At 68.2% G+C, this 20,594-nt stretch carries 6 protein-coding genes and 9 tRNA genes; 6 read left to right on the forward strand and 9 right to left on the reverse strand.

From position 1 onward, the window contains the following. Positions 1-178 precede the first annotated feature (178 nt). Both AC5JJ2_RS01950 and AC5JJ2_RS01955 read left to right on the forward strand, forming a co-directional pair. Positions 179-14,788 (forward strand): polymorphic toxin-type HINT domain-containing protein, encoded by a 14,610-nt coding sequence (locus AC5JJ2_RS01950; protein WP_495856278.1) that lies wholly within the window; start codon positions 179-181, stop codon positions 14,786-14,788. Positions 14,789-14,811: 23 nt separating this feature from the next. Further along, on the forward strand, positions 14,812-15,708 hold the full coding sequence (locus AC5JJ2_RS01955; protein WP_495856279.1) for a hypothetical protein: 897 nt from the start codon (positions 14,812-14,814) through the stop codon (positions 15,706-15,708). Between the two features lie 377 nt (positions 15,709-16,085). Here the strand turns inward: AC5JJ2_RS01955 and AC5JJ2_RS01960 are convergent. The 9 genes from AC5JJ2_RS01960 to AC5JJ2_RS02000 all read right to left on the reverse strand — a co-directional run bounded on the left by AC5JJ2_RS01960 (position 16,086) and on the right by AC5JJ2_RS02000 (position 17,014). After that, positions 16,086-16,160: transfer RNA gene (locus AC5JJ2_RS01960), tRNA-Leu, on the reverse strand. A gap of 24 nt (positions 16,161-16,184) precedes the next feature. Then, a tRNA-Glu gene (locus AC5JJ2_RS01965) sits at positions 16,185-16,256 on the reverse strand. Between the two features lie 12 nt (positions 16,257-16,268). Next, positions 16,269-16,350 (reverse strand) — tRNA-Tyr (locus AC5JJ2_RS01970). A 13-nt stretch (positions 16,351-16,363) separates the two neighbouring features. Next, positions 16,364-16,437, reverse strand: a tRNA-Leu gene (locus AC5JJ2_RS01975). A gap of 61 nt (positions 16,438-16,498) precedes the next feature. Beyond that, positions 16,499-16,573: transfer RNA gene (locus tag AC5JJ2_RS01980), tRNA-Asp, on the reverse strand. 72 nt (positions 16,574-16,645) lie between these two features. Beyond that, positions 16,646-16,716: transfer RNA gene (locus AC5JJ2_RS01985), tRNA-Ile, on the reverse strand. A gap of 12 nt (positions 16,717-16,728) precedes the next feature. Beyond that, positions 16,729-16,800 (reverse strand) — tRNA-Gly (locus AC5JJ2_RS01990). 9 nt (positions 16,801-16,809) lie between these two features. Continuing rightward, a tRNA-Lys gene (locus tag AC5JJ2_RS01995) sits at positions 16,810-16,881 on the reverse strand. A gap of 61 nt (positions 16,882-16,942) precedes the next feature. After that, a tRNA-Glu gene (locus AC5JJ2_RS02000) sits at positions 16,943-17,014 on the reverse strand. A 232-nt stretch (positions 17,015-17,246) separates the two neighbouring features. Here AC5JJ2_RS02000 and ribD point away from each other — a divergent pair. The 4 genes from ribD (at position 17,247) to AC5JJ2_RS02020 (ending at position 20,532) form a co-directional block, all read left to right on the forward strand. Continuing rightward, entirely contained in the window at positions 17,247-18,320 is a 1,074-nt protein-coding gene (gene ribD, locus AC5JJ2_RS02005; protein ID WP_495856280.1) for a bifunctional diaminohydroxyphosphoribosylaminopyrimidine deaminase/5-amino-6-(5-phosphoribosylamino)uracil reductase RibD, read from the forward strand. Between the two features lie 187 nt (positions 18,321-18,507). Continuing rightward, positions 18,508-19,413: an alpha/beta hydrolase gene (locus tag AC5JJ2_RS02010; RefSeq protein WP_495856281.1), complete on the forward strand. Its 906-nt coding sequence runs from the start codon at positions 18,508-18,510 to the stop codon at positions 19,411-19,413. A gap of 289 nt (positions 19,414-19,702) precedes the next feature. Beyond that, positions 19,703-19,975, forward strand: coding sequence for a WXG100 family type VII secretion target (locus AC5JJ2_RS02015; protein ID WP_495856282.1), 273 nt, complete (start codon positions 19,703-19,705; stop codon positions 19,973-19,975). Then, on the forward strand, positions 19,972-20,532 hold the full coding sequence (locus AC5JJ2_RS02020; RefSeq protein WP_495856283.1) for a hypothetical protein: 561 nt from the start codon (positions 19,972-19,974) through the stop codon (positions 20,530-20,532). Before AC5JJ2_RS02015 ends, AC5JJ2_RS02020 begins: the two co-directional genes overlap by 4 nt. Positions 20,533-20,594: the final 62 nt, after the last annotated feature.

The following is a 20,594-nucleotide window of genomic DNA, read 5'->3' on the forward strand; positions in this document are numbered from 1 at the left end:
GCCGCACGGGGATGCCAGCAAAAAAACGGAAAAAACTAAAAATTCGTTAATCTCAGAAAAATCCCATCTCTTCGCTTGACGAGGGGATTTGGCGAAGTTAGGATCGTCGCCGCTGACTCGCTCAATCAGACCGTCGCCCATCTGTTCGCCAGCACTTCCTACCCCTCGTAGGTGCAGCATGACGCGCTTCCGCCTCATCTCGGGCACGGTCGGTCGTCCGTTCTATGCCATCTTCGACGCCCTCGACTATCTCACGGCCGGCTACCTCTCGGCCCGCCGGACCCGACGACTGCCCGGCAAGCCGACGAAGGGGCCGCGGCTGGCGGCGACGGAAATGGAAATGCGGGGGGCCGCCAGCGACAGCCTTAGCGCGATCGCGGCGAGCGGGTTCGGGGCGGGGGTGATCGGGTTCGACCCGCTCGCGACGCTCTGGACGACCCCGCCGGCGGACCCGCGGGCGGCGGCAACGGCGACCGACGGCGTCGCGCTCGGGGAGGACGGTTCGCCGGCGGGGCCGGACGCCGTGCCGCTCGCGCCGCCGGTCCGCGGGACGCCCCGCGGGGCCGCGTACGAGTTCGGCGACCCGCGGCGGTCGGACGAGGACGACTTCCGGTACGCCGGGCTGTTCTCGTTCGTCGGCGACGACGCCGGGTTCGACCTCGGCGGCGGCGGCAGCGGCGGCGGGGTGGAGGTGGCCGGGGCGGCCGCCGTCGGGACGACGTTCCTCGCGCCCGCGCCGTTGTCGGCCGGGCCGGACGCCCCGCTCACCGACCAGTCGTTCCTCGGCACGGCGGCGGCCGGGCCGGGGCCGCAAAGCCCGGCCGGCGGGTACGAGCCGCAGGCCGGCGCGTTCGGTGCCGGGGCGTTCGCCCCGATCGACTCGAACGCCGTCCCGGTGGACAACACCGGCCGGTACGAGGGGAAGCAGTACGACTTCGTCATCAACGGGTTCAAGGCCCCGTTCAACACGGACACGGCGGGGAACTTCACGGCCGTCATCCACTGGGGCGACGGCGAGTCGTCCGCCGGGCAGGTCGTGGCCGGGTCGCCGGTCAACGGCCGGCCGACGTTCCAGGTCACCGGGTCGCACGCCTACAAGGACGCCGGCCGGTTCCCGCAGGCGGCGATCGTCGCCCGGTCGGAGGGCGGCACCGTCCAGGAAGAGATCGTCGTCACCGGCAACCAGGTGCTCGTCGGCAACGCCCCGGTCGCCCCGGAGCCGAACGGGTCGTTCGAGCCGGTCGCCGGCGAGCACTGGGAGGGCGTCGTCGCCCGGTTCCAGAACGCCAACGCGTTCGAGCGGGCCGGCATCTTCAAGGCCGAAATTAACTGGGGCGACGACAAGACCACGGTCGGCGAGGTCGTCGGCCAGAACGGCCTGTTCGAGATCAAGGGGACGCACCGGTACGCGGACACGAAGAGCTACACCGTCGGCGTGAAGCTGCTCGACACGGACGAGGGCAAGCTGTGGGAGTGGACGACGCTCGCGCTCGTGTCCCAGCCGCACATCAACGAGGACCCGCGGGACGTGACGATCGACGCCCGCCGCGGCGTCGAGTTCGACGGCGTGATCGCCCGGTTCATCGACGAGAACACCCTCGGCCGGCCGATCGAGGAGATGAAGGTCACCGTGGACTGGGGCGACGGCACGTCGTCCTCCAACGAGCAACTCGAGATCGAGGACTTCGGGGCCGGGCACTACGTCGTCACCGGCAAGCACACGTTCACGAAGGTGACGTACGAGAACGGGTACAACACCCCGCTGCCGGTGAAGGCGACGCTGGAGTACGGGCCGGAGTTCGTCCAGAAGACGATCGCCACCACGAACACGACGGTTCGCGTCGGCGACATCACCGCCACGGTGAAGGAAGACCTCCTCGCCGGGGAGAACCAGCCGCTGCCGACGACCGTGGTGGGCGGGTTCACCGTGAACAACCCGACGGCCACGCCGGCCGACTTCAACGCCACCCTGAACTGGGGCAACGGCGTCAGCTACGTGACGAACGACAAGGACAACAACCCGGCCAACGACCTGACCATCGTGGCCGACGGGGTGGAGGGGAAGACGGCGAAGTTCACCGTCACGGCCGCGTACAAGTACCCGGAAGAGGGGGCGTTCCTGCCGAAGCTCGACGTGGTGTCGATCGCCGAGGACAAGGATTCCGGGTTCGGGAAGGTGCTCGTCGAGGGCGTGCCGCTGACGGCGGAGACGGCCGGCGACTTCAAGTCCGGGGCCGAGTACAAGTGGGACGTGTGGGTCTACGACCCGTACACGGCGTACTACTGGGGCGGGTGGTACGGCGGGTACTGGGGGTGGTACGCCGGGTCGTCCTACGGGTACTGGACGAGCGTCCCGGTCACGCAGTTCAAGGACGCGGACGTCGACTCCCAGGCCGGCGACTTCACCGGGTTCATCGACTGGGGCGACGGGCGGGTCGGCGGGGCGTACGTCACGAAGGGCGAGGACGGGTACTTCACCGTCTACGGCAGCCCGTACATGCCGATCTCCAACCCGCCGGAATCGACGAGCAAGACGTGGAACGCGACCGTCACGATCTGGGAGCGGGGCAACGAGAACTACTACGGCTACCCGTACTACTCCGGCTACCCCTACGGCACGTACACGGCCGCCAGCTACGACCTGTACCCGCAGTCCAGCCACATCAACATCTCCGCGTCCGTCACCATCTCGATTGAAGTCACGAAGCATTACGTCCCGTGGTACTGGTACCCCTGGTACTACTGCTACTGCGATTGCGACTCCGGGTCCGGGACCGGCAGCGGGTCCGGGACCGGGTCCGGCACGAGTTCGGGAACGGGGTCCGGCACGGGCTCCGGTACGAGTTCGGGGACCGGCAGCGGGACCGGCAGCGGGACCGGCAGTTCGACCAACACGACGATCGGGTCCGGCAGCGGGTCCGGCCCCGGTACGGGCACCGGGTCGGGCAGCGGCATCATCTGGACGCAGGTGGACACGTACCCGGACCCGGTGAAGGAAGAAATCCGCGCGATGATGGACTGGTTGCACCAGGACGGCGGCATCCAGCTCGACATGGCCGTCGCCGCCCCGGACGGGTTCGCCCTCCCGGCGAACACCCGCGGCGGCGGGCCGGGCATCCCGGCCGGCACGGGGACCGGGGCGACCGACGCCCCGCGGTACACGCTCCCCAGCCCGACCCGCCCGGACCCGGACTACTCCACCCTCGGCGGCATCCGCAATTCCATCGGGTCCGGCTCGGCCCCGCCGATCGGGTCCGCCCCCACCATCATCAAGCCCGTCGACGCCTACTGGCCGTGGCTCTCGCAGGAAGAAATCGACGCCATCAAGCCCGGCGTCGGGTCCGGGTCCGGCCCGAGCACGAACACCGGCACGGGGTCCGGGTCCGGGTCCGGGTCCGGCCCGAGCACGAACACGGACGTCGGGTCCGGCTCCGGCCCGGGAACGGGGTCCGGGACGGGCAGCGGGACGGGGCCGGGCACCGGTCCGGGGACCGGCTCGGGATCGGGGTCCGGGTCCGGTACGAGTACGAGTACGAGCACGTCCACCGGCAGCGACTGCAACTGCACGACCAATTGCCCGCCGGAGATCGAGGTCGATAGCGATGTCGAGGCGATCACGCTCATCGTGGACGGGGCGAAGGTCGATACCGTGTTCCAGGGCGTGGAGATCGCCGGCGCGACGATCGCCACGTTCACGTCCGCCGATTCCGGCGCGGCCGCCGGCGACTTCGAGGCGTGGATTTCCTGGGGCGACGGGAAGTGGGAGCAAGGCACCGTCGGGGGCGGCGGCGCGGGCGGCGGGTTCACCGTCACCGGCACGCACAAGTACGAGGACGTGAAGAACTACGCCGTCTCCGTGAGCGTGTACGACCACTCCGGCGCGAAGCTCGTCGAGTACACCGACCCGTACGGCAAGACGGTCACGTATTGGAGCTACTACCGGACCGCCGCGACCGGGTACACGTCCATCCGCGTCGCCGCCCCGGCGCTGGCCGAGGTCGAGGTGGACCCGCTCGAGGGGACCGAGTGGGAGGAGATGGCGGACGTACTAATCGCCGAGTTCACCAACCCGAGCCCGGACGCGATCCCGGAAGACCACACCGTCACCGTCTACTGGGGCGACGGCGAGAGCAGCACGTACAGCGGGTGGGGGGCCGCCGACATCGACCTCGTCGAGGTGTCCCAGGGGCACTACCAGGTCGTCGCGTCGCACACGTATTACGGGCCGGGGAAGTACCGCGCGCGGGTCGAAGTCCACGACGACTACGGCGGCGGCGACGACCTCGTCATGCTGACCGACGTGACCGTCGGGCCGTGGGACCCGACGTACGTCCCGTGGATGGACCTGACGGCCGAGCCGCTCGGCAACCTGACCGACGACCGGCTGCCGGCCGGCGTGGACATGCCCGCCGACCGGGTGGTCGCGAAGTTCGACATCAGCCAGTTCCCGCTCTGGTTCGGGGACGAGCTGCGGGCGTTCGTCGAGTGGGGCGACGGGACGATCACGGAAGGCACGATCGAGGCCGACCCCGCGTTCGCCGACCCGTCGCTGCCGTGGTGGATGAACTACCAGTACGTCGTGAAGGCCCGGCACACGTACGAGCAGTCCGGGGCGTACGCCGTCACGGTGAAGATCACCGAGTTCGAGGTGGACACGAGCGGGAACCTGACCGGCGCGCTGGCCGAGGCGTACACGACGGCCAACGTCGTGGCCCCGAGCTTCACGAACGTCACCCCGCGGACGATCAACACGAGCGCGTCCGACGGGTGGTGGAACGGCACGACGGCCGGCCCGAACGGGTACTACGGGAACTATTACAACTACTACTACGGCGGGTACAACCCGTGGTACTACGGGTACAACTCGTGGTACTACGGGTACGGGTGGTACGGGAACTCGGCCGGGCTGGACGAGACGGTCCTCGCGGAGTTCGACTACGAGGACGCGGCCGCCCTGCCGCGGGAGTTCACCGTCACCGTCGAGTGGGGCGACGGGTGGACCGACTCGTCGCTGGCCGTCACGGCCGGCAGCTACTTCTACCAGTCGGCCGTCAAGGTCGTCGGCCGGGACGGCAAGTTCAAGGTCATCGGGTCGCACAAGTACGCCGTCCGCGGCGACTTCACCATCCACGTCCACGTCGTCCACGACAGCGGCAAGGCGCTCGACCTGGAGAGCACCGCGCACGTCGCCGAGATGGCCGCCGGGTCGCCGTCGTACCAGTACCTGGCCACGTTCGAGGAGACGTGGACGTACGACTACACCGCGTACAACGCCTGGTGGGAGAGCAACCCGTACTACTGGTACTGGTGCTGCCCGCCGAAGGAGTACACGTACTCGAACGGCAACTCGGTCGATTGGGGCGACGGGACGAGCATCTCCGAGGGCGTGACCGCCACCAGCTGGGGCTGGGGCGGGTACGGCTGGGGCTGGGGCGGGTGGGGCTACGGGTGGGGATACGGGTACGGGTACGGGTACGGGTACTGGGGCGAGTGGGACGAGAACTACGACGTGTTCACGTCCAAGTTCACGACCGGGTACGGGAACTCGCACCTGTACAAAGAGCCGGGCGTGTTCGACACCGTTACCACGCACTGGAACACCTACGACTCGGCGTCGTCGAACCGGCAACTGGAGGCGGCCGCCGCCCCCATCCGGTCGATGCTCGTCAACCCGTACATCAAGGGCGACGAGGGGGCGACGATCGAGGAGCCGCTCGTGTGGTTCATCGACGCGGACCCGTTCCACGAGGACGCCGGCGCGTACACGGCCACCGTCAACTGGGGCGACGGGTCGCCGGACGAGGCCGTGACGATCGAGGCCGTCGGCGACGGCACGTTCCGGGTGCTCGGCGGCCACGCCTACGACAAGGCCGGGCGGTACGACGTGCTCGTGTCCATCCAGGGGCCGGACAACGACACGAACCTGATGACCGAGGCCCGCGTGTTCGAGACCGGGGTGGCCCCGGCCCTCGTGCCGCACGAGGACGGCGTGCTGGCGACCGTCAACACCGGCGACCTGATCCTCGCGACGTTCGCGGACGCGAACGGGGACGCCGAGGACTACTTCGCCCGCGTCCTGTGGGGCGACGGGTCGCCGCTCGACACGGACGCGTACGTCCGCGAGAAGGACGGCGCGCCGGGCGTGTTCGAGGTCGTCGCGGACCACGAGTACGCGGCCGCGGTGTTCGGCCCGACGCCGCTGACCATCACCATCGGCACCGGCGTGGCCGGGCAGCCGGAGAACCAGTTCCGCCCGACCGGGTGGTACGGGTACGCGTACTACAACGGCGGGTACTACTCCGGCAGCACGGCGGCCCGGTGGTCGGCGAACTACTTCTCCGACCCGGTGGAAGGGCTGTACCTCCAACAGTGGGTGCTGCACGACACGCTCGACGTGGACGCCGGGTGGGAAGACCAGAGCGAGTGGGACTACGCCGACGAGGAGGAGGAGGCGGACGCGCCGCGGGACAACTCGACGATCACGGCGTTCACCCGGACGACCGACCCGACCCGCGGCGGGCTGGTGACGGTCGGCGGCGGGGCCGTCGGCCTCGGGGACGGGTCGCTGCGGCTCTCGCACGGCCTCGACTTCGACCTCAGCCCCGGCACGGGCGTCGGCGGCAGCCCCGCGCTCGCGTACAACTCGGCCACGACGGACGTGCGGCCGATCGTGGAAATCCACATCGACGGCGAGTTCAACGGCGTGCCGGAGAAGGCCGTCGTCACCCTGACGTGGAACGACAAGCAGCCGCCGAACACGGAAATCCTGCCCGGCAACGGGCCGGTCGAGCACGCCCCGATCACGTTCACCCTGGGCAAGCAGCCGGACGAGGTCGGCGGGTACACGCTCGCCGCCCGCGTCAAGGACGAGCTGAAGTTCACCGGCCTGTACAGTTGGTCGGCGGACGTCGACGTACACGTCAACGACCCGGTCGAGGGGCCGCGGGTCGTCAACACCAAGCATTCCGGGTGGATGCCGGTCGTCGTCCGCGACCGGTCCGAGCGGCAGGCCCCGTACGGGGCCGGGTGGGGCCTCATCGACCAGTTGCACATCGGCGGGGACGGGGACGTGATGTGGGTGACGGCCGCCGGCGACGCGCGGGTGTTCGACAACCTCACCCCGCCGCTGGGCGGGAACGCCAAGCAGGCGGACAAGGACAAGCAGGACAAGACGTTCAAGGCGATGGACGAGGAGTTCGGGACGCTCAAGTACGTCGGCAAGGACAAGGAGTACGTCTACACGGCGAAGGACACGTCGCTGGTGACGTTCAACGGCCTCGGCCAGCTCATCCGGGTCGAGACGCCGGCCGGCGTCCGCACCACCTACGCCTACGACAAGCTCCAGCGGGTGGAGACCGTCACCGCCCCGGACGGCGGGGTGACGACGTTCGAGTACGGCAAGACGGCGGTGACGATCCACCAGCCGGGCGACCGGGACGTGGAACTGGAACTGGCCGGCGGGCTGTACGTCAAAACGCTCACGTCGATCACCAACCCGGACGCGAACGATTCCGTCCGCAAGTTCACGTACAGCGGCGACCGGCTGGGGAGCGACGAGTGGGCCCCGGTCAAGCACTCGTACTACTCCGACTACCCGTCGGACTTCTACTACTCGGTGACGACCTCCGGGCCGGAGTCGTCGAGCATCTACCGCTACTTCCGGCCGGCCGCGCGGGTGGCGCTCGGGGACGAGTCGAAGACGACCCGCGACGCCGTCACCGGGCCGATCACCGCCAAGTGGGACCACGGGTTCGGCACCAGCGTCGGCGACTACCAGGTGACGTACACGTACGACGCCCGCGGCCGGGAGTTGAAGGCCGAGCGGCCGCTCGGCGCGACCACCGCGGTCGCCCGGAACAAGCACGGCGACGTGGTGCGGGCGGTCGATGAGGTGGGCCGGGTGACGACGTACACCTACGACGCGGCCCACCCGAGCGACCTGCGGAAGGTCGAGTACTCGGACGGCACGTTCGTCAGCTACGAATACGATTCCACGTTCCACTTCGTCACGAAATCGACGGACGAGAACGGCGTCTCGACCGGTTCCACGTACAACGCCCTCGGCCTCGTCGAGACGACGACGGACGGCAACCAGAAGCAGACGACGTACACGTACCACGGCAGCAAGGGGTCGTGGGACGCCGGGCTGCTGAAGAGCGTGACGAACGCGAACCAGCACGCGACGCAGTACACCTACGACTTCAACCGCCGGCTCGCGACGAGCCAGGACGCGGTCGGCAACACGACGAGCTACGGGTACGAGTACACCCCGGAGGGGGCGTTCGTCACGTGGGTCACGGACCCGAAGACGTACACCACGACGAGCGTGTACGACGGCCGCAACCAACTCCTGACCGTCACCGACCCGAACGGGTTCACGACCGGCTACGCGTACTGGGACAACGGCGGCCAGAAGGCCGTCACCCGGCCGTCGCCGAACGTCGGCGGCCCGCCGGTGGTGACGCAGACGACGCAGGTGGCCGAGGGGGCCGGCAAGGTGGTCGAGGCGGTCGGCACGGCCGACGTGCGGACCACGTCCTACGCCTACGACTACCACGACCGGCTGGAGGCCGTCACGAGCGGGCTGAGCGACTCGGCCCGGCCGAACTACGCGCGGCCGAGCACGCACCGGTACGTCTACGACAAGCTCGACCGGGTGACCGAGGAGTACGTCGGCGACGCCGGGTACTCCGGGCTGCAGCGGGTCACGTCTTACGTGTACGACCCGACCGGGCTGAAACTCCTGACCACCCGCCGGTTCGAGTGGTCCGTCCTCGTGTCCGACCGGACGGCCTACGACGAGCGGTCGCGGCCGGTCGCGACCTACGAGAACTGGGTGCCGGACCCGAGCCAGCCGTCCGACCAGCTCAAGGTCAAGATGGGGTGGTTCGACCGGGTGACGTACACCGCCTATGACAAGGCCGGGCACGTCATCCGCGTCGTCAGCGGGCTGTCCGCCCCGGCCGCGCCGCCCTACAACCACCCCGCCATTCCGGTCCGCATGGTCCCGGTGCAGACGACGTTCACGTACGACAACGCCTACCGGATCACCGGCGAGTACAAGGCGATCGACTCGTACTTCGGCACGAACACGAAGACGCAGTACGACGCCGTCGGCAACGTCCAGTCCGTTACGGCCGACGCCCCGAACAAGGGCGGGGTCGTCGCCTACGCCCACCCGACCACGACCAGCTACGGGTACGACGCGGCCGAGCGGCTCGTCGTCACGATCGACGGGTACGGGTCGAACGTCGCGCGGCAGGCCACGCTCGAGTACGACGCCAACGGGAACGTCGAAACCCTGACGACCGGCATCCGGTCCGGGGCGTCGCCGGCCGACTACGGCCACGAGAGCATCACGTTCACGGAGTACGACAAGCTCAACCGCCCCGTCTTCCTGACCACCGACCAGTTCGGCTGGGCGCAGGCGACCACGGCGACCCTGTACGGCCCGCAGGGCGACGTGGTGCAAAACACGAACCCCCGCGGGGTGGTGACGAAGAGCACCTACGACCACCTCGGCCGGCCGGTCGAGCGGCACGAGGCCGTCGGGTTGCCGGAGGCCCGCAAGAGCACGTTCGGGTACGACGCGGCCGACAACCTGCTCGCGCAGACGACCGGCATCGCCGTGTCCGGGGCGATCATCGGGTACGCCCACGCCACGACCACGACCTACGCCTACGACGTGCTCGACCGGCAACTCGGCGTCACCGAGGCGGCCGGCACGAGCTACGCCCGGCAGACGGTCATGGAGTACGACCCGTTCGACCGGCTCCGGGTCCAGCGGAGCGGGATCGCCGTGTCCGGGGCGATCGCGAACTACAGCCACGAGCTGCGGGTCGAGTTCGACTACGACCTGCTCGGCCGGAAGCGGGCCGTCCGGGAAGGGCCGGCCGGCGCGCCGATGCGGGTGACCGGCTACTCCTACGACGCCGCCGACCAACTCCTCGCGTCCTCGCAGTCCTTGACGTACGCGTTCGGCTACCCGAGCTGGAACTCGTACTCGTCATTCGACCAGGTCCGAACGACGACCTACCGGTACGACCTGATGGGCCGGCAGACGGTCGTGAACAACGGGGACTTCGACCCGGCGCTGGAGCCGAACGCGACGAACCCGAGTTACAACAAGAACGCCATCCCGGCCCCGCAGGTCGTGACGACCGTGTACGACTCGGCCGGGAACGGGATCGCCGTCATCGACCCCCGCGGGGTGGCGTCGAAGGTCGAGTACGACGCGCTCAACCGGCAGACGGTCGCGACGGCGGGCTACCAGTACCCGAACGGGCTGATGACGCCGGAGCAGGCGGCCGCGTTCATCGCCCCGGTCACGAAGACGGCCTACGACGCGGCCGACAACGTGACGGCCACGGTCGAGGGGTTGAACAGCCCGACCCCGCGGACGACGACGTTCGCCTACGACGGGGCGAACCGGCGGATCGGGATCACGGAAGCGGCCGGGTTGCCGGAGGCCCGGCGGACGGTGATGGAGTACGACGACGCCGGCAACCTCGTCCGGCTGGTCAACGGCATCAGCGACACGGCCCAGCTCGATAGGGGCGGGAAGCTGTTCAACTACCACAACCCGCTCGGCACGACCTACGCCTATGACGGGCTGAACCGGAAGACGGCCACGTACTCCGGCTCGGAGGTCGATGACGGGACATTCTTCAACCTGACGAAGCACAGCCGGCCGATTACGACGTTCGTGTACGACGCGGCCGACAACATCATCCGGACGTACACGAAGGCCAGCGTGCGGCTGGCCGAAACGATCGTCGAGGGCGTGTACGACTACGACCCGCTGAACCGGAAGACCGGGCTGCGGGACGGGTTCAACACGGCCGACCAGCGGTGGACGGTCAACCGGTTCGACGCGACCGACAACCTGATCTGGTCGTGGAACTCGCAGGACGCGAAGACCGAGTACCAGTTCGACGCCCTGAACCGGAACACGGTCGTCGTCACCGGGGTGGACAACGGCACGGCCCCGCCGGTCCGGACGACGCACACGTACAGCGTCCACGGCCCGGCGATGGTCCAGACGAAGCTGGACACGACGTACTACTACTACGACCGGCTCGGCCGGCAGCGGTGGACGAAGGCGGACAACGGCGGCCGGTGGGTCGGGACGGAGTACGACGCGGCCGGGAACAAGACGGCCGTCATCACCCAGGTCACGCCGTACTACTACTCGGACCCGGGGAAGAGCGACGCCTTGGCTGCCGGCCCGGTCCGGACGGAGACGACGAAGTTCGCGTTCGACCCGCTCGGCCGGCAGCTGTCCGTCACCGACCCGCACGGGAAGGCGACGACCTACGCCTACGACGCCCTCGGCCGGGTGGCCGACGTGACCGACCGCCGCGGGTGGCGGAAGCACTACACCTACGACGCCCTCGGCCACACGGTCGTGGAGGACTGGATCGGCGGGACGACGAACGGCCGCAAGTACCAGTACGTGTTCGACGCCGCGAACAACATGGTCGCGTCGTTCGAGGGCACGTCCCTGACGACCGGCCACTGGCGGACGCACCAGTTCGACCTGCTCCGCCGGCAGACGGCCGAGGCCGCCCCGCTGACGACCGGCGGCGGCACGGTGACGGCGACGATGGCGTACGCCTACGACGCCGCCAGCCGGCAGACCCGCGCCGAGGACAAGTGGGGCAACTTCGTCAACACGTTCTACGACGCCGCCGGCCGCGTCTCGACCAAGCAGTTCGGCACGGCCGCGGCCACGGTGACGTACCAGTCCGACTACTTCTACGCCCCGGACGTGGTCGGCAAGCTCGACCGGTTGGCGTCGCAGGTCAACGGCCAGGTCGTCACCGCCGGCGGGCCGGCCGGCGGGCCGAACGTCCTGACCATGGCGATGGGGCACGACGGCCTCGGCCGGGTCACCGCCCGGGAGTTCAAGAAGGCCGGGAACGTGGTCGTGGCCGGGGCCTCGAACACGTACGACGACAACAAGGCCGGGCTGGTCAAGACGACGGCCCGGTACGGGGCCGAGAACGTCTACCAGAACAAGACGACCTACGACTACGACGCCCACGGCCAGATCGCGTCGTACACGTACGAGTCGTTCCCGATGAACGAGCCGATGACCAGCCCGTGGTCGTCGAACACGGTCACGATGACCTACGACGCGAACGGGAACTCGCCGTACGCAACCCTGTCCGCGGCCACCAGCACGGAACGCCCGTACGCCCTGGGGGCAACGGACGCGGCCACCTACGACGCCGAGGGGAACGTCGTCAAGATCGACCCCCGCCGGATCACGACCTACAACCCGTCGAAGGGGACGTACGACACCTTCCTCTGGTGGGTTCGCAAGGAACTCGACTACGACCACCGGAACCGGCTCACCCAGGTGCGGACGTACGAGGTCCGCACGGACACGCCGGGCCAACCGGGGGCGCATGTGTCCACCCTCCGGGACACGGTCACCTACGAGTACGACGCCGAGGACAAGCTCGTCGCCCGCACCGACGCGCGGTCCGGGTACGTGCCGAACCTGACGGACGAGTATGGGACCACAGACAACCGGACGAACTTCATCGAGAAGGAGCAGTATGTCCACGACGGGGCGAACGTGTGGGCGGACGCGAACGGTAGCGGCGAGTGGCAGCGGCGGTACGTCCACGCCCTCGGGGCGGACTCGCTGCTCGCCCGCCAGGACGCGGCGGCCGCCGGCGTCGCCAACCCGACGTACTGGTACGCGACCGACAACCAGGGGTCGGTCACGGCGGTGGTCAGCGCCGCCGACCTGAGCGTCGTGAAGGCCCTCGAGTACCAGGGCGGGTCGAAGGTGTCGGCCCGGCAGTCGAACGTGTACACCCCGGCCCGGTTCCACGACCGGTTCGAGTACACCGGGCGGGACGCGGACTTCGTGACCGGGCTGCAGAACAACCGGGCGCGGTGGCTGTCGGTCGCCGGCGGGCGGTTCCTGAGCGAGGACTCGTGGGGCTTCGCGGCCGGCGACACGAACCTGTCCCGGTACGCCGGGAACACGTGGCCGAACGCGACCGACCCGAGCGGGCACATCTGGAGTTGGGCCGCGATGGGCATCGGGGCCCTGGTCGGGGCGGCGGTCGGGGTGGCCGGCACGGTCATCGGGGCGGCCATCACCGGCGACCTGGACAAGCTGACGTGGGGCAAGGTGGCCGGGGCGGCGGTGAACGGCGCGATCGCCGGCGCGATCGTCGGGGCCGTGGCCGGGGCGCTGACCGGGGACGTGTCCGGGCTGGTCCTCGGGGCGGCCATCGGGGCCGTCGCCGGGGCGGCCGGCGGGGCGGCCGGGAGCATCACCGAACAGTTGATCGACAAGGGCAAGGTGGATTGGGACCAAGTCGGTACGGCGACCGCGATGGGGTTCGTCAGCGGGGCCGTCGGCGGGGCCATCGGCGGCGCGGTCGGGCGGGCGTTCGCCCCGGCCATCGCCCGCGGGGCCAGCCAGGAGGCGGTCAAACAGGCGACCGGCATGGCGTGTAACATGACCGTCCGCCAGGTGGCGGCGTTCACCGCCCGCAACGCCGCGTCCGGCGCGGTCAGCGGGATGTTGACCGACGCCTCCATGCAAATCCTGGTGCCGGACGAGAAGGGGTTCAGCTTCCGCCGGCTGATCGCCGCCGGGGTGAACGGCGGGTTGGGCGGCGGAGCCGGCTACCTGGCGAACCGGGCGGCGTTCAAGAGTTGCTTCCCGGCCGGGACGCCGCTGCTGACGCCCGACGGGGCGAAGGCGATCGAGGACTTCAAGGTCGGCGACCTCGTCCTGTCGCGGGACGAGTGGGACCCGGCCGGCCCGGTCGAGCCGAAGGCCGTCGAGGAGGTGTTCGTCCGGCACGCGCGGGTGATGTACCTGACGGTGGCCGGTCGGCGGATCGGGACGACGAGCGAGCACCCGTTCTACGTGCCCGGCAAGGGGTGGTTGTCCGCCGGAGACTTGGCCGTCGGTGACATGCTCGTCGGCCACGACGGGCAAACGGTACGAGTGGACGCCAAGGACGCGGGCGAGTGGGCGACGGTATATAACCTCCGTATCGCCGACTGGCATACGTACTTCGTTGGCGCAATCGAATGGGGCTTCGACGCTTGGAGTCACAATAGCAACGGGTGTGAAACCTTTGTTGCCGCCATGGAGAAGAAGGGCGTTCATCCGAAAACGGCGAGAAAGATGTGGAACGACCACGGCGGCGAGAACATGAGTCCTCAACAAGCGAGGCAACTCGTTGAGAAATTAGCCACCGCCGGCCACATCCCCCCCGCGGGAGTTGATGCCAGGCGACCGGCCGTCGGCTCCCGCTCAACAATCAGAGCCTTGAAGGCCGCTGGAATTAATGACATCGAAGCGAAGCCGAGGGTCTCCAGCGGGAACGACACCGCCCTCGGGAACAAGGGCGAGAGGGTCGCGATGAAATGGCTCGGGGAGCAGGGCTACGAAGTTCTCGGATCCCTCAAGAACAATAGCGGCCACGGCCTCGACATTGTCGCCAAGAAGGACGGTGTGCTGTATATTATTGATGCCAAGACGTCACGAACGAACAACGGGGGTCTAAGTCAGGATCAACGAAAGCTCGGTCCGGTAGGGTATGCGGAGAAACAGGTCGGCCTTGCTCAAGATGCCAAGGGAAGGTGGCGTGAAGGTTCCACGCCCAACGGGACGCGGGATTTTGCCGACACACTGGCGCCTCTAATCGAACAACACAAGGCGGCCGGGACAATCCAGGGCTTCCGGGTCAAGATCGAGCACTCCGGTCGAGGTGATATCCGACAACTGCCCTGGGATCAACCTTAAACTGACCACGGTAAGGGGGAGGCATGAAACGCAAGGCTGTTTGGGATTTTTCCCGTCTGGCGGCTCATTACACCTCATGGGTCGGATCGGAGACGAACCGGAGGTTGTTTGACTACAAAGCGAGAAGGGATTTAGCCGCGAGTCTAGCACAGGCCGAATCGACTGCGTCGCGTGCTGTCGTGGCGGTACATCTGGAAAAACTTTGCCTGTGGGAAAATAAACTCGGTGTGCATAAAATTCTGACAGGAGATAGGTCCGGTTGGGGGCATTTACTCAACGGGACCGATTTTCAGGCTTTGGCGCTCCGGGTGAGAAAGCTTACGTTCGCGGCGGTTCTCGCCGAGGGACGAACTTACCCAGTGCCTTTGGTTCATCGCGCGATCAGCCGTTGCTTGGCCCAAGCCATGGCTTTGAGAAGCGATGGCGTCGCGGATTGGTGTGGCGAGGTTCTACTGAACGAACTTACTAACCCTACGGGATTTCTTAAGGGCTGGGATGAAACACCCTTTCATTCCTTCGTGGCTTGGTTGTACGCGACATGGCGGAGTTACAAGTTGCCCGCTGAAGTGCTTTCGAGCCACAACATTGGTGTTTACGAAATGCTCGTAACGAATTGGCAGGACGAACGCGGCTTCCATGACGGGGTTCTAAGCGCGTGCGAGTACCATTGCACGCGGTTCGATGCCGACGTCGATGAGGAGTCTGAGTTTTGGCCTAGTCCGTTCGACATTTTTCCTTGCGAAATCTTAGCAGTGCTAAGGGTACATCGGGATGCGGGTATCGAAGGGATGCGAATTGTTCACCCTCTGCTGGACTCGGCATTAGGGGCGGTGCCACCGGACGTTGTCCCCATTCCTGATCCCATCTTAGCCACGGCGGCAATCCGAATTATTCAGTATGAGGAAACGAATGCGACGTGATGTTGACGGTTTCAATATCTGGCCGAGTTGCGGCGATGAAGAATATGCCAGTCAACACGAACTCACTTTCCTACCGCAACTGATATTCGCCGGACCGTTTCAGACTGGTGGTTTGGTTGTGGCCTCACTCACGCGAGCAGATTGCCCACCATCTTCTCCCCGCTACCTCGGTCCGGCGGAAGTCGCGGCCGGCGTGCAGCGGGGTTCCCGAGGTCCGCTTCCTCCCACGCCCGCAGCCCAGCGGGTGGCGGGGACGAGAACGAACCCGGTCAACCGGGCCACCGCCCGGCGGCCGAATCCCAGGGTCTTGTCAGCGGCAGTAACGTCGCCCGTCGCCCACTATGGAGGAACGTCTCACCAGTGTCCACTTGTGCAATTGGTGACGGTGGGACTCGAACCCACACATCCCGGCTTCTGAGACCGGTGCCTCCTTCCGATTGGGCCACGTCACCGCCGGCCGGCACGGCGTGCCGGATTGACCCGTAGGGGAGTCGAACCCCTGCTTTCTGGTTGAGAACCAGGCGTCCTCGCCGCTAGACGAACGGGCCGTCGTCGATCAGTGCGCCGGGCAGGAATCGAACCTGCGGAGCATCGCGTGCGGCGGTTTTACAAACCGCGTGGCCTCCCAGGGCCGGCCGGCGCATTCATCTCGCAGTAGCACGGGTGGGAGTCGAACCCACAGGCGCTCGGGTTTGAGCCGGGCCGCTTTGCCGGTTTGCGTACCGTGCCGTCGCTTCCCCGCGGTCGTTCGACCGCGGGCTTTCTTCTGACCTCTGACCTCTGATCTCAGCGCCCCTGGCGGGATTTGAACCCGCGATCCCCACCGTGACAGGGTGGTGAGCACTCCTGGCTGCTCCGCAAGGGCAATGGTCGTTCCACACACGGACGCCGGGCGTCGGCCGTCCACTGCTTCCATTCCGCGTGGGCCATGATCGAGTCCCCTCGGTCGGAGTCGAACCGACGCGCCCGCCGTATCAGAGCGGGAGGCTCCCGTTACATCACGAGGGAAATTCTTCCCAGAGCGTCTGGCGGGGGTCGAACCCGCGATTCCGACATGGCGAGCCGGTACGTTCCCAACTACGTCACAGACGCATCGATAAGTGAGGCCTGAGGGACTCGAACCCTCACGCTCCGGGTAAGAGCCGGAAGTGCTGCCGCTAACACCTAAGCCTCGGTGGTCTTCTGTCTTCTGTCTTCCGTTCCGCGTTCCGACCTCCGCGTTCCGCGTTCAAAGTACCCCGTGGGGGAGTTGAACCCCCGCCCCCGGATTGAAAGCCCGGCGTCCTCGCCGTTAGACCAACGGGGTGCAAAAAGAGAACCGGCCGGGGGACCTCACGTTCCCCCGGCCGGCTGCGAATCTCGCAGGTGGCTCACGGGGTCACGCGGTATCACCGATCGGGCGTAGCTTCGCCGGGCCGCGTTCGAGGCGGTCGTTGCGTTCGTAGCTCGCGTAAGCGGTGTTCACGGTCGTCGTCTCCTGTACGCTGGAATAGACGCGGCAACCGGCCGAAGGTTCGCGACGTTTCTTGGATTCCCGCATGTCCGACGACGAACGCTGGATGACGCACGCCCTTGCGCGGGCGGCCCGCGGCCGGGGGGCGGTCGAGCCGAACCCGATGGTCGGGGCCGTCGTGCTCGACGCGCACGGCCAGCTCGCCGGCGAGGGCTGGCATCGGAAGTTCGGCGAAGCGCACGCGGAGGTGAACGCCTTCGCGACGGCGGGAGCGAACGCCCGCGGCGGCACGCTCGTCGTCACGCTGGAGCCGTGCTGCCACCACGGGAAGACGCCGCCGTGTACGGCCGCGGTCCTCGCCGCCGGCGTGCGGCGGGTCGTCGTCGCGATGGCCGACCCGTTCCCGAAGGTCGCCGGCGGCGGGATCAAACTTCTCCGCGACGCTGGCATTGATGTGACTGTCGGCGTGTGCGAACAGGAAGCGAAGGCGCTGAACGCGCCGTACCTGAAGCTGCTCTCGAGCGGCCGGCCGTGGGTTCACGTGAAGTGGGCGATGACGCTCGACGGCAAGATCGCGACCCGCACCGGCGACTCGAAGTGGATCAGCGGCGAGGAGTCGCGGGCGGTCGTCCACGCGTTGCGCGGCCGGATGGACGCGGTCCTCGTCGGCGGCGGCACGGTGCGGGCCGACGACCCGGCTCTGACCGCCCGCCCGCCGGGGCCGCGGGTCGCGGCGCGGGTCGTCGTCACGGCGTCGGGGGAACTGCCGACGCGGTGCCAGTTGCGGGCCACGGCCCGCGACGTGCCGGTGATCGTGTTCACGGCGAAGGGGAACGAGCCGAAGCTCGCCGGCTGGGCCGCCGACGGCGCGGAGGTCATCGGCGGCGATTCGCTCGACGATCTGCTCGCCGAACTCGGCCGGCGGCGGATGACGAACGTGCTCGTCGAAGGCGGGGCCGGGCTGCTCGGCTCAATCCTCGACGCGAAGCTCGCCGACGAGGCGCATGTTTTCGTCGCGCCGACGGTGTTCGGCGGTGACACCGCCCTGTCATCCGTCGGCGGGGTCGGCGTCGCGGCGGTCGCCGATGCCTTCAAGTTGCTCGACGCCGAAGTCCGCACCGTCGGCCGCGATGCCTATATCCGCGGGCGATTAAAGTAGTAGGCACACTCCGTGTGCCGTCTCCTCGGCGGGTCGGCGAGGTCGCCTGGGTCGCGGCGGCTGATAGCGGACGGCGCGCGAACCCATCGGCGGGTTCGTCCGAGTCGCTGCGAGGCTCAGCAGACGGCACACGGAGTGTGCCTACTACTATAAAGCCCCCACCCCCATCCTCCCCGGAGCGTTCCGCATGACGCCGCTTCTGCTCACCGCCCTCGTTCTCGGCCAGCCGGCAGCCAACGAGGTCCTCCCGCTCTGGACCGGCAAGGTCCCGCACGCCGTCGGCGAGAGCAAGGCCGACAAGCCGACCGTCACCGTGTTCAAGGCCGAGCAGCCCAACGGCGCGGCGTGCGTCATCTGCCCCGGCGGCGGGTACGGGTTCCTCGCCGACGAGCACGAGGGGAAGGACGCGGCCCTGTTCCTGAACAAGCACGGCGTCACCGCGTTCGTGCTGCAATACCGGATCGCCACGAAGGACCGGCCCGGCCCGCTGCACCCCGCGCCGCTGGAAGACGCGCAGCGGGCGATCCGCCTGGTGCGGGCGAAGGCGAAGGACTACGGCATCGACGTGAAGAAGGTCGGCATCTGGGGCTTCTCCGCCGGCGGCCACCTCGCGAGCACGGCCGGGACGCACTTCGACGACGGCAAGCCGGCCGGCGACGACATCGACAAGCTCGGCTGCCGCCCGGACTTCCTGATCCTGTCGTACCCGGTCATCTCGACGGACAAGGGCGTGACGCACGGCGGGTCGGTGAAGAACCTGCTCGGCGAGCGCCCGGACGCGAAGCTGCTGGAGTATTACTCCAACGAGAAGCGGGTGACGGCGAAGACGCCGCCGACGTTCCTCTTCCACACGAGCGAGGACGCGGCCGTCGTGCCGGAGAACGCGGTCCTGTTCTACCTGGCGTGCAAAAAGGCGAAGGTGTCGTGCGAGCTGCACCTGTACGCGAAGGGCGTCCACGGCGTCGGCCTCGGCACCGGCTGGAAGGACGCGGCGAGTGGCAAGTGGCGGATCGCGCCGGAGCCGGCCGTGGCCGGCTGGCCGGACCGCCTCGCCGAGTGGCTGACGGCGCAAGGCGTGGTGGGGAAGAAGTGAGGCAGCCCGACTTCCGAAGTCCGGCTTCGACTTCGGAAGTCGATCCCGCGCGGGGGTTCCATTCCCGCGCAACGGCGAGCCGAGCGGCGTAAGCCGCCGGGTGAGGGGCGCGTTACCCGGCGGCTTACGCCGCTCGGCTCGCCGTTGCTTCTGTGTGGTGGTCGTTGCCGGTTCGACTTCCGAAGTCGAAGCCGGACTTCGGAAGTCGGGGCCTTCCCGCCAACCCCGCCGCCACCCGCGGCGTTATAATGCCACCAGTGCCCGTCCGCGTGTCCCGGAAGCCACCACCATGTCCCAGGCCATCGTCGATCCGGCCGAGCTGCGACGGTTCGCGGCCAACCTGAAGCGGTTCAACGCCGACCTCCAGACCAACCTCGCCGGGCTGCACGGCCAGCTCGTCGGCCTCAGCGACACCTGGCGGGACCAGGAGCACGACAAGTTCCGGGCCGAGTTCGAGGCCACCGCCAACGTGCTCGAACGCTTCGTCGAGGCGGCCAACCTGCACATCCCGTTCCTGCTCCGCAAGGCCGAGCGGATCGAAGAGTACCTGGCGCAACGATGAACCTCACCGCCGCCGACGTTCGCTCCATCGACGCCCTCCGCGAGTGGCTCATCACGCTGGCGAACTACCGTTCGTCCGCCGCGGAGGTGCTGTCGAGCTTGCAGATGGAGATCAACCGCGCGTTCGACTGGCTCGACGACCAGAAGAAGCGGTGGCAATCGGCCGTCAAGGGCTGCGAGGAGGAGGTCCTCCGCGCGAAGAACGAGCTGTCCGGCCGGAAGTTCGAGGACGCGACCGGGCGGATGCCGGACACGACCGTGCAGGAGCGGAACCTGCGGCGGGCGAAGGCCCGGCTGGAGCAGGCCGAGGAGCAGGTCGAGAAGTGCCGGGCGTGGCACCAGCGGCTGCCGAAGCTGATCGAGGAGAACTACAGCGGCCCGGCCCGGCGGCTGACGACGTTCATCGAGGTGGACGTGCCGAACGCGATGGCCCTGCTCGACCGCCGGATCGCGGCGCTGGAGAGCTACGCCGAGCTGCGGCCGGACTTCGCCCCCGCCCCGTCGGTGGCCGCGATGCCGGGCGGCGAAGCGAAGCCGCCGGACCCGCCGCCACCGTAACCTTGGTTTTGTTCCCTCCCCCCTTGGGGGGGAGGGTTAGGGAGGGGGGTACGCCTTCCCCC

The sequence above is a fragment of the Limnoglobus sp. genome, from assembly GCF_059499385.1.